The sequence below is a fragment of the Streptomyces sp. SirexAA-E genome (assembly GCF_000177195.2).
GTDB classification, from domain to species: domain Bacteria; phylum Actinomycetota; class Actinomycetes; order Streptomycetales; family Streptomycetaceae; genus Streptomyces; species Streptomyces flavovirens.
Window position 1 is genome coordinate 1,274,158 of record NC_015953.1, and the last position, 14,565, is coordinate 1,288,722.

11 protein-coding genes and 1 pseudogene are annotated in these 14,565 nt (G+C 71.8%); 3 read left to right on the plus strand and 9 right to left on the minus strand.

What is annotated here, in order from left to right; all coding sequences use genetic code 11:
• Nucleotides 1-137 precede the first annotated feature (137 nt).
• The 4 genes from SACTE_RS05545 to SACTE_RS05560 all read right to left on the minus strand — a co-directional run bounded on the left by SACTE_RS05545 (nt 138) and on the right by SACTE_RS05560 (nt 4,353).
• Nucleotides 138-1,169 carry an N-acetylmuramoyl-L-alanine amidase gene (locus SACTE_RS05545; protein ID WP_014045045.1) on the minus strand — a complete coding sequence of 344 codons (1,032 nt, stop codon included), beginning with the start codon at nt 1,167-1,169 and terminating at the stop codon, nt 138-140.
• Nucleotides 1,170-1,279: 110 nt separating this feature from the next.
• On the minus strand, nt 1,280-1,873 hold the full coding sequence (locus tag SACTE_RS05550; RefSeq protein WP_014045046.1) for a TetR/AcrR family transcriptional regulator: 594 nt from the start codon (nt 1,871-1,873) through the stop codon (nt 1,280-1,282).
• Nucleotides 1,874-1,924: 51 nt separating this feature from the next.
• Nucleotides 1,925-3,592: an AMP-binding protein gene (locus tag SACTE_RS05555; RefSeq protein ID WP_014045047.1), complete on the minus strand. Its 1,668-nt coding sequence runs from the start codon at nt 3,590-3,592 to the stop codon at nt 1,925-1,927.
• Nucleotides 3,589-4,353: an SDR family oxidoreductase gene (locus tag SACTE_RS05560; protein ID WP_014045048.1), complete on the minus strand. Its 765-nt coding sequence runs from the start codon at nt 4,351-4,353 to the stop codon at nt 3,589-3,591. The genes SACTE_RS05555 and SACTE_RS05560 overlap by 4 nt, the downstream gene beginning before the upstream one ends.
• 172 nt (nt 4,354-4,525) lie before the next feature.
• On the opposite strand from SACTE_RS05560, the pseudogene SACTE_RS05565 reads away from it, so the two are divergent.
• A pseudogene (locus SACTE_RS05565) lies at nt 4,526-5,799 on the plus strand (DUF1343 domain-containing protein).
• A 248-nt stretch (nt 5,800-6,047) separates the two neighbouring features.
• Here the strand turns inward: SACTE_RS05565 and SACTE_RS05570 are convergent.
• Both SACTE_RS05570 and SACTE_RS05575 read right to left on the minus strand, forming a co-directional pair.
• Nucleotides 6,048-8,276, minus strand: a complete 2,229-nt coding sequence (locus SACTE_RS05570; protein WP_014045050.1) for a peptidoglycan recognition protein — start codon at nt 8,274-8,276, stop codon at nt 6,048-6,050.
• Between the two features lie 246 nt (nt 8,277-8,522).
• The gene (locus SACTE_RS05575; RefSeq protein WP_014045051.1) at nt 8,523-11,351 is read right to left on the minus strand and encodes a penicillin acylase family protein; all 2,829 of its coding nucleotides are present in this window, start codon (nt 11,349-11,351) and stop codon (nt 8,523-8,525) included.
• Between the two features lie 222 nt (nt 11,352-11,573).
• Between SACTE_RS05575 and SACTE_RS05580 the strand changes: the two genes are divergently transcribed.
• The gene (locus SACTE_RS05580; protein ID WP_014045052.1) at nt 11,574-12,182 is read left to right on the plus strand and encodes a hypothetical protein; all 609 of its coding nucleotides are present in this window, start codon (nt 11,574-11,576) and stop codon (nt 12,180-12,182) included.
• A gap of 150 nt (nt 12,183-12,332) precedes the next feature.
• On the opposite strand, the gene soxR is transcribed toward SACTE_RS05580, so the two are convergent.
• Nucleotides 12,333-12,866 carry a redox-sensitive transcriptional activator SoxR gene (gene soxR / locus SACTE_RS05585; RefSeq protein ID WP_014045053.1) on the minus strand — a complete coding sequence of 178 codons (534 nt, stop codon included), beginning with the start codon at nt 12,864-12,866 and terminating at the stop codon, nt 12,333-12,335.
• Between the two features lie 196 nt (nt 12,867-13,062).
• On the opposite strand from soxR, the gene SACTE_RS05590 reads away from it, so the two are divergent.
• Complete coding sequence (locus SACTE_RS05590; RefSeq protein ID WP_014045054.1) at nt 13,063-13,524, plus strand: MaoC family dehydratase; 462 nt, start codon at nt 13,063-13,065, stop codon at nt 13,522-13,524.
• Here SACTE_RS05590 and SACTE_RS05595 read toward each other — a convergent pair.
• Both SACTE_RS05595 and SACTE_RS05600 read right to left on the minus strand, forming a co-directional pair.
• Nucleotides 13,515-14,138, minus strand: coding sequence for a TetR/AcrR family transcriptional regulator (locus SACTE_RS05595; protein ID WP_014045055.1), 624 nt, complete (start codon nt 14,136-14,138; stop codon nt 13,515-13,517). The two genes, SACTE_RS05590 and SACTE_RS05595, sit on opposite strands and share 10 nt — an antisense overlap.
• A gap of 85 nt (nt 14,139-14,223) precedes the next feature.
• Nucleotides 14,224-14,514: a YiaA/YiaB family inner membrane protein gene (locus tag SACTE_RS05600; RefSeq protein ID WP_026359275.1), complete on the minus strand. Its 291-nt coding sequence runs from the start codon at nt 14,512-14,514 to the stop codon at nt 14,224-14,226.
• Between the last annotated feature and the right edge of the window lie 51 nt (nt 14,515-14,565).

Genomic DNA, 14,565 nt, shown 5'->3' on the forward strand with positions numbered 1-14,565 from the left:
GTCCCCGGCCGTGCGCGGCCGGGGCCTGGAGCTGGGGGTGCGTTGTGCGCCCCCGATGCTCGACCCCGTGACCGAGTACGGTCAAGAGTGGAATCCGGACAGCCTTGTTCGATTATCGGACGTACGAGGTCCCGGCCCTACTTCCAGTAGAGGAGCTGGGCCTGCCCCGAGACCAGGTCGTGGGTGCCGCCCGCGCCGTCGAGGACGAGGTACTCGACGCCCAGGGACGCCCCGGAGTCGCAGTGGCCGCCCGCGTTGGTCACCGCGACGAAGGTGTCGCCGCTGGTGGCCAGGTGCTCGGTGATCTGGCCGCTCTTCGACTTCTTGCCGCCCTTGGTCTCGTAGAAGCGGGACTGGATCGTCGCCCCCGCGGGTACGCCGGACAGGCGGAGGTACACGGTGCCGGAGTAGTCGGCGGGGCCGGTGACCAGGGCGGCGGCCAACGGGACGGGCAGCCAGTCGCCCTGGGGGCGGTTCTTGGTCTGCTTGACCGACGGATTGACGCGTGCGGGCATGTCGTCCTCCTCGCCCGGGCCGGTGCCCGGGTTCCAGCCGGCGGGGTGCTCGAGCCGCTCGGCGATGTCGGCGCGCAGGGCCGGCATGCCGAAGCCGCGGGGGTCGATCTTGTCGTCGGACCATTCCAGATGTCCGATCACGCTCTTCGCGCTCCAGCCGTGCGCGCGGCACAGGGCCGCCTGGACACGGACGATCGCGCCGTACTGGGCGGCGGGCCACGGGTCCTTGCCGTCGCCCATGTTCTCGCACTCCCAGCCGTAGAACCGCGCGTTCCCGTCGACGCCGTCGCTGTTGCCCTTGGTCGGCGGGGAGGGCCGGGTGCCGTACGACTCGGCGATCACCTGTTCCAGCACCCGGGGGTCCCCGCCTCCGGCGTGATTGGCGCGGCCCCAGCCGACGAGGTGCACCCGGCCGTTCTTGGCGATCACGCCGTGGCACAGCGGGCCGGGCAGGTCGGCGTACCCGTCCCGGCAGATGGCCACCGTCGACGCGGTTCCGCGGGTGACCGAGTGGTGGACCATGCTGCCGTTGACCGGGCCCCAGGCGCCCACGTGGTTGCGGTTGTGCGTGCGCCAAGCGCCTACCTCGGTGACGGCGACGCCTTCGGCGCGCAGGGCCTTGAGGAGAGTCGTCGCGGACAGTGGGGTGGCCATGGGCGCCTCCTTGCGGGATGCCTGAAGCATCCCCATCCCGCACGGCTTTTAGCTCTGCGTCATGTGTTCGATCCGCAGCACGCCTGCCCCCGGCGATTCCTGACGGCCCCTCAGGGGCGCAGCGCCCGCAGCAGCAGGTCCGCCAGGTGGTCGGCGACCTGCTGGCGGGTGAGCGGTCCGCCCGGGCGGTACCACGTGGAGAGGTGGTGGACCGAGCCGAAGTGGTAGTCGACGACCAGGTCGGCGGGGGTCGCGGTGGAGAACACCCCGGCCCGCTGGCCCTCCTCGATCAACGCGCGGAAGCGTTCGTGGTAGCGGCGGCGCTCCATGCGGACCTGCTTGTTCTTCTCCGGGCTCAGGTGGTGCATCGAGCGGAAGAAGATCGAGGCGTCGTCGAGGTTGTCGATGGTCGTGACCACCACGTCGGCGGCCGCGTCCCGCAGCCGCCGCTCGATCGGCGCCTCGGCGTTCGCGAAGGCGTCGAGCCGCTCCTGCTGGAGTCGCAGGACCCGGGCGTAGACCTCCTGGAGGAGGTCCTCCTTGGAACCGAAGTAGTGGTACAGGGCCCCCTTGGTGACGCCCGCCGCCTCGACGATCTCCTGGACCGACGTGCGGTCGTAGCCCTGCTCGGCGAAGAGCCGGGTGGCGGCGGCCAGCAGCCTCTGGGGGACGGGCGTACCGTTCCCGTCCATCGCCTTGGCCATTGCCGCCACCTGCCCTCTCGTACTGTCCATGGACCGTCTCGCGTCCCGCGTCTAACGGGGTGGACGCAGTTCCCGCCTGAGGATCTTCCCACTCGCCGTCTTGGGGAGCTCCGTCAGGATCTCCACCTCGCGCGGGTACTTGTACGCGGCGAGCCGCTCCTTGCAGTAGGCGCCCAGGGCGGCCGGGTCCACCTCGGCTCCGGGGCGCAGGCTGACGTAGGCCCGGACGCTCTCGCCGCGGTAGGCGTCGGGGACGCCGACGACGGCGGCCTCGCGGACCGCTGGATGGGTGTGGAGGACGTCCTCCACCTCCCGGGGCCAGACCTTGAACCCGGAGGCGTTGATCATGTCCTTCTTGCGGTCGACGACGTAGAGCCAGCCCTGGGCGTCCATGAAGCCGATGTCTCCGGTGCGCAGCTCCCCGTCCGGGAAGGCGGCCTCCGTGGCCTCGGGGAGGTTCCAGTAGCCGGAGACGACCTGCGGTCCACGCACGGCGATCTCGCCCTGCTCGCCGAAGGGCACGTCGTCGCCGTTCTCGTCGATGATCCGGACCACCGTGTCGGGTCCGGGCACGCCGACGGAGAGGGTCCCGGAGACGGGGTCGACGGGGGCCTCGCGCTCCGGCGGTACGGAGGCGCAGGGCGCCGTGCACTCGGTGAGGCCGTAGCCGTTGCGTATGTACGGTCCGAAGCCGTCCCGGAACCTCTCGACCAGGGCGGGCGGCAGCGGGGCGCCGCCGGAGGAGATCACCTGGAAGGAGGCGAAGTGCCCGGGGGTGGCGTCCGGGTGCGCGGCCAGCGCCATGAAGGCGGTCGACGGGCCCACGGTGTAGGCGGGCCGGTGCTCGGCGAAGGCATCCAGGACGACGCCCGCCTCGAAGCGGTGGGCGAGCACCAGGGTGCCCGCGTTGGCGACGCAGGCGGCGAGCTGGCACACCATGCCGGTGATGTGGAAGAGCGGGGCGAGCGCGAAGTAGGCGGAGCCCTCCTCGACGGGGTGGCCGGCCCGCTGCCGCTCGGCGTTGACCATGATGTTGCCGTGCGAGTTCATGGCGCCCTTGGGGGTACCGCTCGTCCCGGAGGTGTAGCTGATCAGGGCGGTGTCGCCCGCGGTGAGCTCCCGCCCCTCGGGGGCCGCGCGTCCCTGCCGGGCCACGGCCACGAGGTCGGCGGCGAGGTCCCGGGGACCGGGTGCGGGCAGCCGTTCGAAGCCGAGCACCCGGGGGTCGTCGGTGGACTGGAGGTCGAGCTCGCAGGCGGTGAGGGCGATCCGCACACCTGGCGCGGCTTCGGCGGTGGCCCGCAGGTAGGACGCCCAGGCCCGGTCGGAGCAGACCAGCGCGGTCACGCCCGCGTCGTCGAGGACGTGGCCGACCTCGCCGGACTTGTACATCGGGTTGAGCGGTACGACGGTGGCGCCGGCCTTCCAGGCGCCGAGGAGCGCGAGGACGAAGTGCGGGGTGTTCTGGAGCATGATCGCGACCCGGTCGCCTCGTTCCAGCCCCTCGGCGGCGAGGTGCCCGGCCACCGAGTCGGACAGGGCGTCGGCCTCGCGGTAGGTGAGGCGTCCGTCGAAGTAGGCGAGCGCGGTGCGCTCCGGGGCGCGCCCGACGGCCGCCCGGAAGGCGTGCACCAGGGTCTCGGCCGGGTGGACGGGGGCCAGCTGCGCCTCGCTGAGCAGGGCGGTCCAGGGCTTTGCCGCGTAGATCGACTCGGTCACGCTCCGGTCTCCTCCCACTTCCGCTGCAGATGGTTCATGTTGCCGATCCACTGGTCGGGGTCCTTGGCGCGGGCCCGGTAGAACCCGGCCACCTCGGGGTGCGGCAGGACCAGGAAGCGGTCCTGCTCCATGGCGTCGAACAGGGCGTCGGCGACGGCCTCGGGTTCGATCGCGGTGGGGGCGAGCACCAGCTCGCCGGCGGTTCCGGCCGCCGTGAGCATGTCCGTACGCACGCCCTGCGGGCAGATCGCGTGGACCTTGATCCCGCGGTGCCGGTAGGTCAGGGCGAGCCATTCGGCGAAGGCGACGGCGCCGTGCTTGGTGACGCTGTACGGGGCGGCCCCGATCATCGTCAGCAGCCCGGCCGCCGACGCGGTGGAGACGAAACGGCCGCTGCCGCGTTCCAGCCAGTCGGGCAGCAGCGCCCTGGCCGCGCGGACGTGCGCCATGACGTTGACGTCCCAGGCCGCCGCCCAGACGTCCTCGTCGGCGAAGGCGTCGCCTCCCGAGGCGAGGCCGGCGTTGGCGCAGTAGACGTCCACCGTGCCGCCGAGCGCGTCGCGTGCGGCGTCCACGATGCCGGAGGCGTCGCCGGCCACGACTGCGGCGCCGATCTCCTCGGCGAGCGGCGCGATCCGGGCGGCGTCGAGGTCGTTGACCACGACCCGGGCGCCCTCCGCGGCGAATCTGCGGGCCAGAGCGGCGCCGATGCCGCCTCCGGCCCCGGTCACCACTACGCCGGCACCCTGCACGGTACTCATCTGCTCCCGCCTCTCTCAGCCGTCCTCCCGGCAGACTAACCAGTCGGTATGTGATCCGGGAAGGGGCGTGGACCAGGACGCGGAAACTGCCCGGTCGTGGACGTTCCGCCTGGCGCGCGCCCGCGCTAGCGTGCGTGACCATGACAGTCGGCGCGATCATGGAGGTAGCGGAATGACCCTGTCCAGACGTGGTGTGCTGGCCGTCGGCGGCGCGGTGGGGCGCTCGCGGCCACCGCGGCCGGGTCCGGTACGGCGGCCGCCTCAGGGCGCGGCGGAGGGCCCGGAGCCGGACGCTCCGGCGTCCGTACCGGCTTCGCCCGGCTGGCCGCCGACGGGTACCGGCTGCTGGCCGGGCAGAAGGTCGGGGTGGTCACCAACCCGACGGGGGTCACCGCCGACGTGCGGCACGTCGTGGACGTGATGCACCCGGACCGCCGGGTGGCGGTGACCGCGGTCTTCGGCCCCGAGCACGGCTTCCGGGGGACGGCGCAGGCGGGCGGCTCGGAAGGCCGGTACGACGACCCGGCGACCGGACTGCCCGTGTACGACACGTACCTGAAGAGCGGTCAGGAGCTGGCGGACATCTTCACCGCGTCCGGTGTGGACACCGTCGTCTTCGACATCCAGGACGCGGGGGCGCGCTTCTACACGTACATCTGGACGCTGTACGACTGCATGGAGGCGGCGGCGCTCGCGGGCAAGCGGTTCGTCGTCCTGGACCGGCCGAACCCGGTGTCCGGGCGGGCCGCGCTGGGGCCGGTGCTGGATCCGGCGTTCGGTACGTTCGTGGGGCGCCGGGAGATCGCCCAGGCGCACGGGATGACCGTCGCCGAGCTGGCGCTGCTGTTCAACGAGGAGTTCCTGGCGGCGCGGCCGGTGGAACTGGACGTCGTGAAGATGTCCGGCTGGCGGCGCTCCGACTTCTTCGACGCAACGGGCCTGCCGTGGGTGCCGCCGAGCCCGAACATGCCGACGGCCGATACGGCGCTGGTCTACTCGGGCACCTGCCTGTTCGAGGGTACGAACCTCTCCGAGGGAAGGGGCACCACCCGGCCCTTCGAGCTGCTGGGCGCGGAGGGGATCGACCACCGGTGGGCGGCGGCCGTGAACGCGCTGGAGCTGCCGGGGGTGGCGTTCCGCGAGGCGTACTTCGCGCCGGTGTTCTCCAAGTTCGAGGGGAGGACGGTGGGCGGGGTGCAGCTGCACGTCCACGACCGGGAGGCCTTCGACCCGGTCCGTACGGGGATCGCGCTGCTGGTCACGGCGAAGCGGACGTGGAGCGGGTTCGCCTGGCGCTCGGACGACTGGATCGACAAGCTCACGGGCAGCACACGGGTCCGCACCATGATCGACGCGGGCGCGGACACGGACGAGGTGGTGGGGGCCTGGGCCCGGGATCTGGCGGCGTTCCGGAGGGTGCGGCGGGAGTACCTGCTCTACCGGTGAGGTCCGCGGCGGCCACGGCGAGCCGCCGGAGTCCTGAGCGCGGCGGGGCGCCGGGGGTGTGCGCGTCGTGGTCGAGGGGGAGGTCGAAGAACGCCCTCACGAACCCCACGACCCGATCCCCGTCGCAGACCAGCCACCGGATACCGCCTGCTCGGCGGGGTCGATCGGCGGGCACCGGATACGCGGGCCGGCCGCGCACGAAGGCGGGGTGCTCCGGGACCTGTCCGGAACACCCCGCCTGTGTCAGCTCACTTGCGGAAGTAGCCGGTGATGTCCGCGATCAGATCGAGACCGGCCGCGTTGTTGTAGAAACTCACCCTGCCGTTCACCACCGGCACGACCACGAGGTTCGGGACGACCTGCCCCTTCACCACGTTCAGGTTCGACGCACTCGTCCGCGTCGTCCCGTCCGGGTACACCGACACATAACTCGTCCCCGTCACGTTCGCCGCCGTCACGTTCAGCACGACCGCCGTGACACCCTCGGCCGGAACACCGTCGACACCGGCGACCTGGAGGGTCACCACGCCCTTCGCCCCCAGCGGCGCCTTCGGCACACCCAGCCCCGTACGCGTGTCCATCACACGCTTCGGACCGAGATTGACGTGCGAGGCGCCCTCACCGACCGAGGTGAAGTAGCCGGTGATGTCCGCGATCAGATCGAGACCGGCCGCGTTGTTGTAGAAACTCACCCTGCCGTTCACCACCGGCACGACCACGAGGTTGGCGACGACCTGCCCCTTCACCACGTTCAGGTTCGACGCACTCGTCCGCGTCGTCCCGTCCGGGTACACCGACACATAACTCGTCCCCGTCACGTTCGCCGCCGTCACGTTCAGCACGACGGCGCCCACGCCGGTGGCCGGGATGCCGTTGGCCCCCGTCACCTGGAGCGTCACCACGCCCTTGGGTCCGACCGGCGCCTTCGGCACACCCAGTCCCGTGCGGGTGTCCATCAGCCGCTGCGGGGTGACCGGTACGAACTTCTTCGGGCTTGGCACGCTCACGTTCACCGCGGTGGTGACCGTGCTCAGTCCCGACTGGTGGACGGCCTTCACCGTGATCTTGTGACTGCCCGGGACGAGCGTCGTGGAGGCGGTACGGGCCTTGCCGGCCACGCCGGCCACCTTCCGGCCGTCGACGAGCAGCTCGAACCCGCTGATCAGCGAGGTCGGAGTGGTCGTCGACCAGTTCACCGAGACGGGACCCGGGGTCTCGTAGCCGGAGTCCACGGGGAACGCCCCGCCGCCGACCGAGGTGACCTTGAGGCCCTGCACCGGGCCCGCGGCCAGCGTCCGGATGTCCGGGAGCTGCGGGTAGAGCTTCATACCCGGGCACTCGGTGTTGAAGCCGTCCCGGTGACCCGAGATCCGGCTGAAGGAGTAGGACTGCCCGGCGACGAAGTCCTTGCCCGCGTAGTTCTTCTGCGTGGCACCGGCCACCAGCGTGGTGCTGCCCGCCGGGTCACCGCCGTACTGCCCGAGCTTGTACGCGGCCACCCGGGCGGTCGCCTCCAGGGCGGCGTTCGACGCCCCGGCCTTCGTGTAGTCGCCGATGATCGCGACACTGGTGGACTCGCTGTTGAAGCCGTAGGTGTGCGCGCCCATGACGGGCTGGTCGATGCCGCCCTGACGGCCTTCGAAGATCGTTCCGCACTTGTCGACCAGGAAGTTGTAGCCGAGGTCGCGCCAGCCGTTCGTCTTCACGTGGTAGACGTGCAGGGCCCGCACGACGGCCGCGGAGTCGGCGCAGTTGTAGGCGCCGTCCGTGGTGTGGTGCACGAAGACGGCCTTGATGACGCCGTTCTCGAGATAGATCGGGCCCTCGTCGTTCAGCGACTCGTCGGCGCCCCACTGGGCGCGGCTGACGACCGGGGGCTGCGGGACCGTCGAGGGCGGGCCGGGGTCGGTCGCCGAGGCGGCGAAGGCGGCGGGCTCCGCCTTCGCCGCGCCGCTCTGTGCCGCGCTCCGCCCGGTGCCCGGGTCGATCATGTCGAGCCGGAGGCCGGCCGGCAGTGTGCCGGAGGCCGCTGTGTCACTCACCCGCACCTCGGCGCCGTCGGAGCGGCCGACCCAGACGGGCTCGGTGGAGCCGCGTTCCGCGGGGCGCTCGCCGTCGAGGCCGGGCAGGTACGGCTCCAGGGCGATCCAGTCGGACCACTCACCGGTCTCCGCGCTGCGGGTCCGGGCCTCGATCGTGCCCTTGATCTTCGCGTCGGCGTCGGGCCAGGACACGCCCAGCATGCCGAACGGCTCCGTCGTACGCCGAGCGAGGCGGGCCTCGCCGTGCCCCTCGGACTTCAGGGCGAGCTTGTGCACCTCGCTCCTGACCGGTCCGTCCCCCTCGGCGGCGGCACTGTACGCGCCCGCCCCCGCGGCCGGCCGTACCTCGGCCCGCGCCTCTCCCGCTCCGGCGCCGCTCGCGGCGTTCTGGAATCCCAGAACGGCGACGACTCCGAGCGCGGTGGCCACAGCCATGCCGCGCACTCGATTCGGTCTCAAGTTGTCCCCACCCCTTGATGTACATGACACTGGTGAACCCCGAAATGCTACTGGCCGCCCCACCGGTCCCGAAGGCCGGGGCGGCCGGGACGCCCACGGACGGGGCATGGCGAGGCCCCCCGCGCCGGGCCGAACGGCTGTGCGAGGGGCCTCCTGTGCCGCCCTGCCGGCCGGGGTGGACGCGGTCACGGATCACATCCGCGCCTCCCCGGCCGGGTGGACTCAGCGGTGCGAGGGGAACTCCACGACCTGCTGGTAGGTCGGGCGGTTCTGCCAGTGGATCGTCTTGTGCCCGATCCCGCCCAGGGGGCGGTGGACGATGGCGTCGCCGCACCACTGCTCGCCGGCCTTGCAACTGTCGTCGCCCGGATAGACGGTCGTCGCCGGCACCGCCGCCGCCTGCTTCAGGGTGGTCAGCAGCGCGTCACGGCAGGCGCCGAGGTCGCCGTCGCCGCAGTACGTCTTGGCCAGCGGCCCCCTGACGGGCTGTCCGAGCACCTGGCGCAGGTCCTTGTCGGCGAAGCCCCACCAGCCGTACTGGAAGGCGGAGCCGCTGTGTGCCCCGCTGGGTCCGTGGCTGGCCGCCGGGGACTCGTCGGTGGCCAGGCTCGCGGTGAACGCCCCGTAGAGGTCGTCACCCAGACCGGGGCGGAACTCCGCCTCGACGAGCTTCGGCCACCAGGCGTCCATGATCCGGACCGCGTCCGCGTGCGTGTACGTGTGTGACCCCTCGGCCGTCTCCTTGCGCTGGGCGCCGGCCGCCCGCCAGGAGTCCAGCTGCTGCACCACCGCGTTCAGCGCCGGGTCGGTGACCGGCTGGGAGCGGATCACCTTCAGGAGCTCCGGCAGCAGCTGCTCGCCCCGCAGGTCGGTGAGGGCGGCCTCCTCCATGGCACGGGTCAGGGACGCCCGGGTCACCTGTCCGTCGGCGACCAGCGCGGCCACCCGGTCGTCGAGCAGGTCGCCCCGGTGCACCGCGCCGAAGCCGAACGCGGCGGCGGCGTAGTCCTTGGCCTGGCGGTTGTTCCAGGAGATGTAGTAGTCCTGCCCGCTGGAGTGCGGGTGCTCGGCGAACGGGGTGTAGTCGGTGGTGTTGGCCGCCGGGTCGAAGCCCCGCCATTCGTACGCCTTCTCGGCCTTGACCGGCAGGGCGGCGTCCACGCCCGGCGCCCGGACCGGGTTCATCCCGCTGTTGTAGTAGGCCGTGGTGCGGGAGTCCGCGTAGAACCAGTTGAAGGCGTAGTCGATGTGGGAGGCCGCCTGCTGGAAGGAGGCCGCGTCGGTGACGTACGCCGGGTCGTTGAGCAGCTGGAAGCCGATGATCGAGTCGGCCTCGTGGCGGTAGGTGGTGCGCAGTGAGGTGTAGGCGACGGGCTTGCCGCCGACCGTGGCCCGGTGGGTGACGATGCCGTAGTCGGTCCGCCACACCTGCATGCGGTAGGAGCCCTTCGCGGTGGAGTCGGCGACGGTGGGCTTCCAGGAGTTGGTGCGCTCCATCTTCTCCATCGGGGCGCAGACGCCGCGGGAGAGGTAGTGGGTCGAGCTCCCGGACGGCGCGGAGCCGTCCGGTTCGCAGAGTTCGACGGCGTACGTGTCGGTGATGTCCTGGGCGGCCGAGGTGGCGCTCCAGGCGTAGTCCTGGCCCCGGCCCATCTGGATGTACATGCCGACACCGGCGAAGGAGACGCCGCGGGCGCTGATGCCCGGCCCCTGGAGCTCCTGGAGCATCATCAGCTGGGGCGCGAAGTAGCCGGTCTGGGGGCCGAAGACCGCGACGGGGTTGCCGCTCGCGGTGTGCTCGCCGGAGACCACCAGGGCGTTGGACATGCCGCGCTTGGCGGCGCCGTCGCCGGTGCCGGGCAGCGATCCCTCCGGGATGACCCCGTCGTCGAAGATGCCCTGCGCCGGTGCGAGGTCCGCCGGTGCGTCGACCGCGGCCTTCTTGTTCGTACCCGCCGAGCCGGTGCGGTCGTAGATCAGCGGTTCGGGGGTGACGGAGCCCGCGTCGGGGAGGGCGGTGCCGCGCGCCTGGTCGGGCTTGCCCGCGTACGGGAAGGAGGTGCCGTCATGGATGGTCAGGACGGCCTCGGGGTCGTCGCGCTGGCGGAAGGACTCCCAGACCCGGGTGCCCTCCTGGAGCCCGTACTTCTGCTGGGCGGCCAGCAGCGAGAGCGCGGCCTGGACCTCGCCGCCGCCTCCCCCGCCGAACTGCCCGCCGACCACCGAGGCGATCGAGATGAGGTCGGTCAGCTTGAACGGCTGGATCTCGCCCACGTTGGTGATGGAGTCGATCTTGCCGGTGAGGACGTACTCGCCCGGGAAGTAGCGGCCCTTCTTGGACTTCTCCCGGTAGGCGTTGATGCCGTCGATGTAGGCCTGCGCGTCGGCCATGGCCTGCTCACCGCGGGCGCCCTCGGTGGTCCTGATCCGCTCGACCTGCGCCTCCAGGTCCGCCTCGGTGTAGGGGGCCTGCGGCCAGAACTGCTGTTCCAGGCCCTGGTTGGCGAGCGCTCCGCCGGCGAAGGAGGTCAGCTCGCCGCGTCCGATGTGCCGGAAGAGGTCCATCAGCCACAGCCGGTCCTGCCCGGCGGCGAACCCGGCGCCGTACTCGGTGCCGTAGCGCGTGGTGCCCTTGATGTGAGGGACGCCGGTCTTCTTGTCACGGGTGATCGTGACGTCCTCGCGGGGCTGGGTGACGGACTCGACCTGGTTGGCGGGGACACCGAACGAGGCGTCGTTGAAGAAGTCGGTCAGCTTCTGGTCGGTGAGGCCCGTATGACCCGCGACCAGGCCGTTGTAGCGGTCGAGCTGGTCGTCGCTGTGGGCGGGGTGGGTGCCGAAGGCCTTGTTGCCGAGGATCTCGACGAGGGTGGCGTTGCCGTTCTCGCCGGGCGGCAGGATGTCGGCGCACTGCCCCTGGCAGTGGTCGGTGACGGCGGCGGGTTCGGGCTGTGCCGCGCCGGCCTGCGGGACCGAGGCGAGCAGAGACGTGCCGAGAGCGAGGACGGCCGCGACTGTGGCGGCTCTGAGCGTGCGGGTGCGTGGGGGCATGCGTGCTCCTCCGGATGGCCGATGCGCGGAGGTTACTGGCGGTACAGACCCCTCGTTAAGATGAACATCAGTCACTTTTTCCGAATCGACACATGCGGTGGCGCCTTCCTCACCATGTCATCTCAGGAAATGGACGCCTTTCGCCTTTCGATGGAGCCGAATCGGGCACTCGTACGTCCATCCCTTGACGCCGAAGTACCGAGCGACGGAGGTGGCAGTGCTATGGCCGGTTTCCGGAGTCTTGCGAGACAGGTCCGCGATCCACGGGGCGATCTGGCCTTGCGCCGGTATTCGCTGCGCAAATGCCTGGAGCGGTTCGCCCCCTACGGGCACCGGGCGACCTGGGATCATCTGTGCGCGCGGCACGGTATCGGGCCGGAGGACCGGGCGCCCGACCCTGAGCGCCTGATCCGGGCCCTGGAGGAGCTGGAGGAGGCGCGGGCGGTCTGGCTCGCGTACGAGACGGGGTTCGCCGAGCGGCGGCGGCGGGAGAAGCACGACGGGCTGCGCCGGCCGGGGACCTTCGACGACTGGCACCGGCGGACCTGGGGCGGCAGGGACATCGCGCCCTGCGACGACCCGGGGGTCCACCCGGACGCACCGCTCGCGGAGGTGCTGGACCGGCTGATCGCGGCCCTGGACGGTGAGCCGGGGACGGCCTGCCCGGTCTGCGCGGACCAGGGGATCGTCTGGCGGCAGGACCTCGAACGTGAACCGTGGTTCGGACCGGTCTGCACCGGGTGCGGCATCGTGGTCCCGCAGTCGGTGCTGACCGGCAGGGCCCTGGAGCGGGCACGCCGACGGCCCGGGGCACTCGCGTCCGCCGCCTGAGGCGTCACGGGAACCGGCCGCCGGGAGCGAAGCGCACCGCGTCCGGGGCGGGGAACCGGCCGCCGGGAGCGAAGCGCACCGCGTCCGGGACGGGGAACCGGCCCCGTCCCCGGCGGCCCCCGGTGCGGCGACGCCCGCGTGGACGGCCCCTCAGGGACACGGATCGGCACAGGGCCCGGCCGGGTCCTGGGCGGGGTCCGGCCTCGGCTCCGGGGGCGTCTTCCCGGCCCGGCGCTCCGGCATGAGGCGCGACCCGGCGATCTTCTCGCCCGAGATGTCGTCGGGGTTGGAGAGCACGCAGGCCTCCAGCGACAGGCATCCGCAGCCGATGCAGTCCGTGAGGTGGTCGCGCAGCCGCCCCAACTGCTCGATCCGCTCGTCCAGTTCGGAGCGCCACGCCCGGGAGAGCCGCGCCCAGTCGTCGCGGTTCGGGGTGCGCTCGTCGGGGAGTTCGGCGAGCGCCTGCCTGATGGTGGCGAGCGGGATGCCGACGCGCTGCGCCGCGCGGACGAACGCGACCCGGCGCAGGGCGTCCCTGGTGTAGCGGCGCTGGTTGCCGCTGGTGCGGCGGCTGCTGATCAGGCCCTTGGACTCGTAGAAGTGCAGGGCCGAGACGGCGGCCCCACTGCGCGCGGAGAGCTGACCGACCGTGAGTTCGTGGAGCGTCTGCGGGATCTGTGGCACCCCACCGAGCCTACTGGCCGGCACCGCGCACCCGCCCACCGCTTCCCGCACCGCGCACCCGCCCACCGCTTCCCGCGCCCCGGCCGGTCCGTCGTTGACAGGGACGCACCTCCCGAGCATGCTGAGCAAGCGCTTAGACATCACCCTGGAGCGGGACGCTCACAGACGTAGGCACGGGAAGGCAGGGAGCGGGACCATGGCAGAGCCGAAGATCTTCACGTCCGCACAGGAGCTGCGGGACGCGGTGGGCGAGGAGCTGGGCCACAGCGACTGGCTGGAGATCGATCAGACGAGGATCGACCGGTTCGCCGAGGCGACCGGCGACCACCAGTGGATCCATGTGGACCCCGAGCGCGCCGCGGCCGGCCCCTTCGGCAGGCCGATCGCGCACGGCTACCTGACGCTCTCGCTGCTGCCCGTCCTCGTCCCGCAGGTCCTCCAGGTCGAGGGGGCGAAGATGGGCATCAACTACGGCACCAACAAGGTCCGTTTCCCCTCGCCTGTGCCGGTGGGCTCGCGGCTGCGCGCCACGGCCGTGCTCAGAAGCGTCGAGGAGGCGGGCGGCGGGGTCCAGGTGACCGCTCTCGTCACGGTCGAGCGCGAAGACGGCGACAAGCCGGCCTGCGTCGCCGAGTCGGTGTCGCGCTACTACTTCTGAGCGCCGACCATGCGCAGGACGAGGTCGGCGTAGAGCGTGCCGACCTCGTCGGGCGTCCGGCTGCCCTGGGCGTTGAACCAGCGCGCCACGTCGATGCAGAGCGACAGCACGGCCAGCGTGGTGCCGGGCACGTCGGGGACGTCGAACTCCCCCGCCCGCACACCCTCGCCGATGATCCCGCGCACCACCGCGTCGGTCTTCCTGCGCAGGCCGACGATCTCGGCCCGGTGCTCCTCGCCGAGGGCCTCGAGCTCGTACTGCACCACCCGCGCCGTGGTGTGGCGTTCGGCGTGCCAGCGGACGAAGGACCGTACGGCGTCGGCCAGCCGGTCGGCCGCCGTGCCCTCGCCCTCGGCCGCCGCCTCCAGGAGGCGCAGGGCCCGGTCGTGGCCGATCCTGCTGATCCGGTGGAGCAGCTCTTCCTTCGTCTTGTAGTGGATGTAGAGCGCCGCGGGGCTCATCCCGGCCCGGCCGGCGATGTCACGGGTGGTGGTCGCGTGGTAGCCGCGTTCGGCGAAGGCCTCGACGGCGGCGACGAGCAGTCGCCGGGCCGCCTCGGGTGTGACCTCGCTCCACGGCGCGTCCTCGACGCCCGTCTCCTCCGCCGCGCTCATCGCCACGTGCCCCTTTCCCCTCGCAGGACGAACACCATACCCCGAAGCTGAGCAAGCGCTTAGGGGGACGGGGCGGGCGCGGCGGTCAGAGCTTCTGGAAGGGGTCGTGCTCGGCGAGGATCTTCTCCAGCCTGGCCTGGTCGACCCGGCTGGAGATCCGCCCCTCCTCCTGGCGGTCCCTGACGATCTTGGCCAGGGTGAAGCAGGAGGTGACGAGGTAGAGGACACCGACGGCGAGGAAGGCCCGCACCCAGGCGTCGGCGTCGAGGAAGAGGATGCCGAGGGCCACCGCGCCCAGGGCCACGCCGAAGGACAGGACGGCCTGGCCGTAGAAGGCCGTGGTGCTCTGCTGCTTGACCGAAGTCGTCTCACTCATGCCGCACAGCATCCGGCGCGGCGGCGTCCGCCGCATCCGTAGGCGTACTCA

Excerpts from the sequence above, each read along its gene's own strand:
- SACTE_RS05545 (WP_014045045.1), bottom strand. The coding sequence starts at position 1,169 with ATGGCCACCCCACTGTCCGCGACGACTCTCCTCAAGGCCCTGCGCGCC.
- SACTE_RS05550 (WP_014045046.1), bottom strand. The coding sequence starts at position 1,873 with ATGGCCAAGGCGATGGACGGGAACGGTACGCCCGTCCCCCAGAGGCTG.
- SACTE_RS05560 (WP_014045048.1), bottom strand. The coding sequence starts at position 4,353 with ATGAGTACCGTGCAGGGTGCCGGCGTAGTGGTGACCGGGGCCGGAGGC.
- SACTE_RS05570 (WP_014045050.1), bottom strand. The coding sequence starts at position 8,276 with ATGGCTGTGGCCACCGCGCTCGGAGTCGTCGCCGTTCTGGGATTCCAG.
- SACTE_RS05575 (WP_014045051.1), bottom strand. The coding sequence starts at position 11,351 with ATGCCCCCACGCACCCGCACGCTCAGAGCCGCCACAGTCGCGGCCGTC.
- SACTE_RS05580 (WP_014045052.1), top strand. The coding sequence starts at position 11,574 with ATGGCCGGTTTCCGGAGTCTTGCGAGACAGGTCCGCGATCCACGGGGC.
- SACTE_RS05590 (WP_014045054.1), top strand. The coding sequence starts at position 13,063 with ATGGCAGAGCCGAAGATCTTCACGTCCGCACAGGAGCTGCGGGACGCG.
- SACTE_RS05595 (WP_014045055.1), bottom strand. The coding sequence starts at position 14,138 with ATGAGCGCGGCGGAGGAGACGGGCGTCGAGGACGCGCCGTGGAGCGAG.
- SACTE_RS05600 (WP_026359275.1), bottom strand. The coding sequence starts at position 14,514 with ATGAGTGAGACGACTTCGGTCAAGCAGCAGAGCACCACGGCCTTCTAC.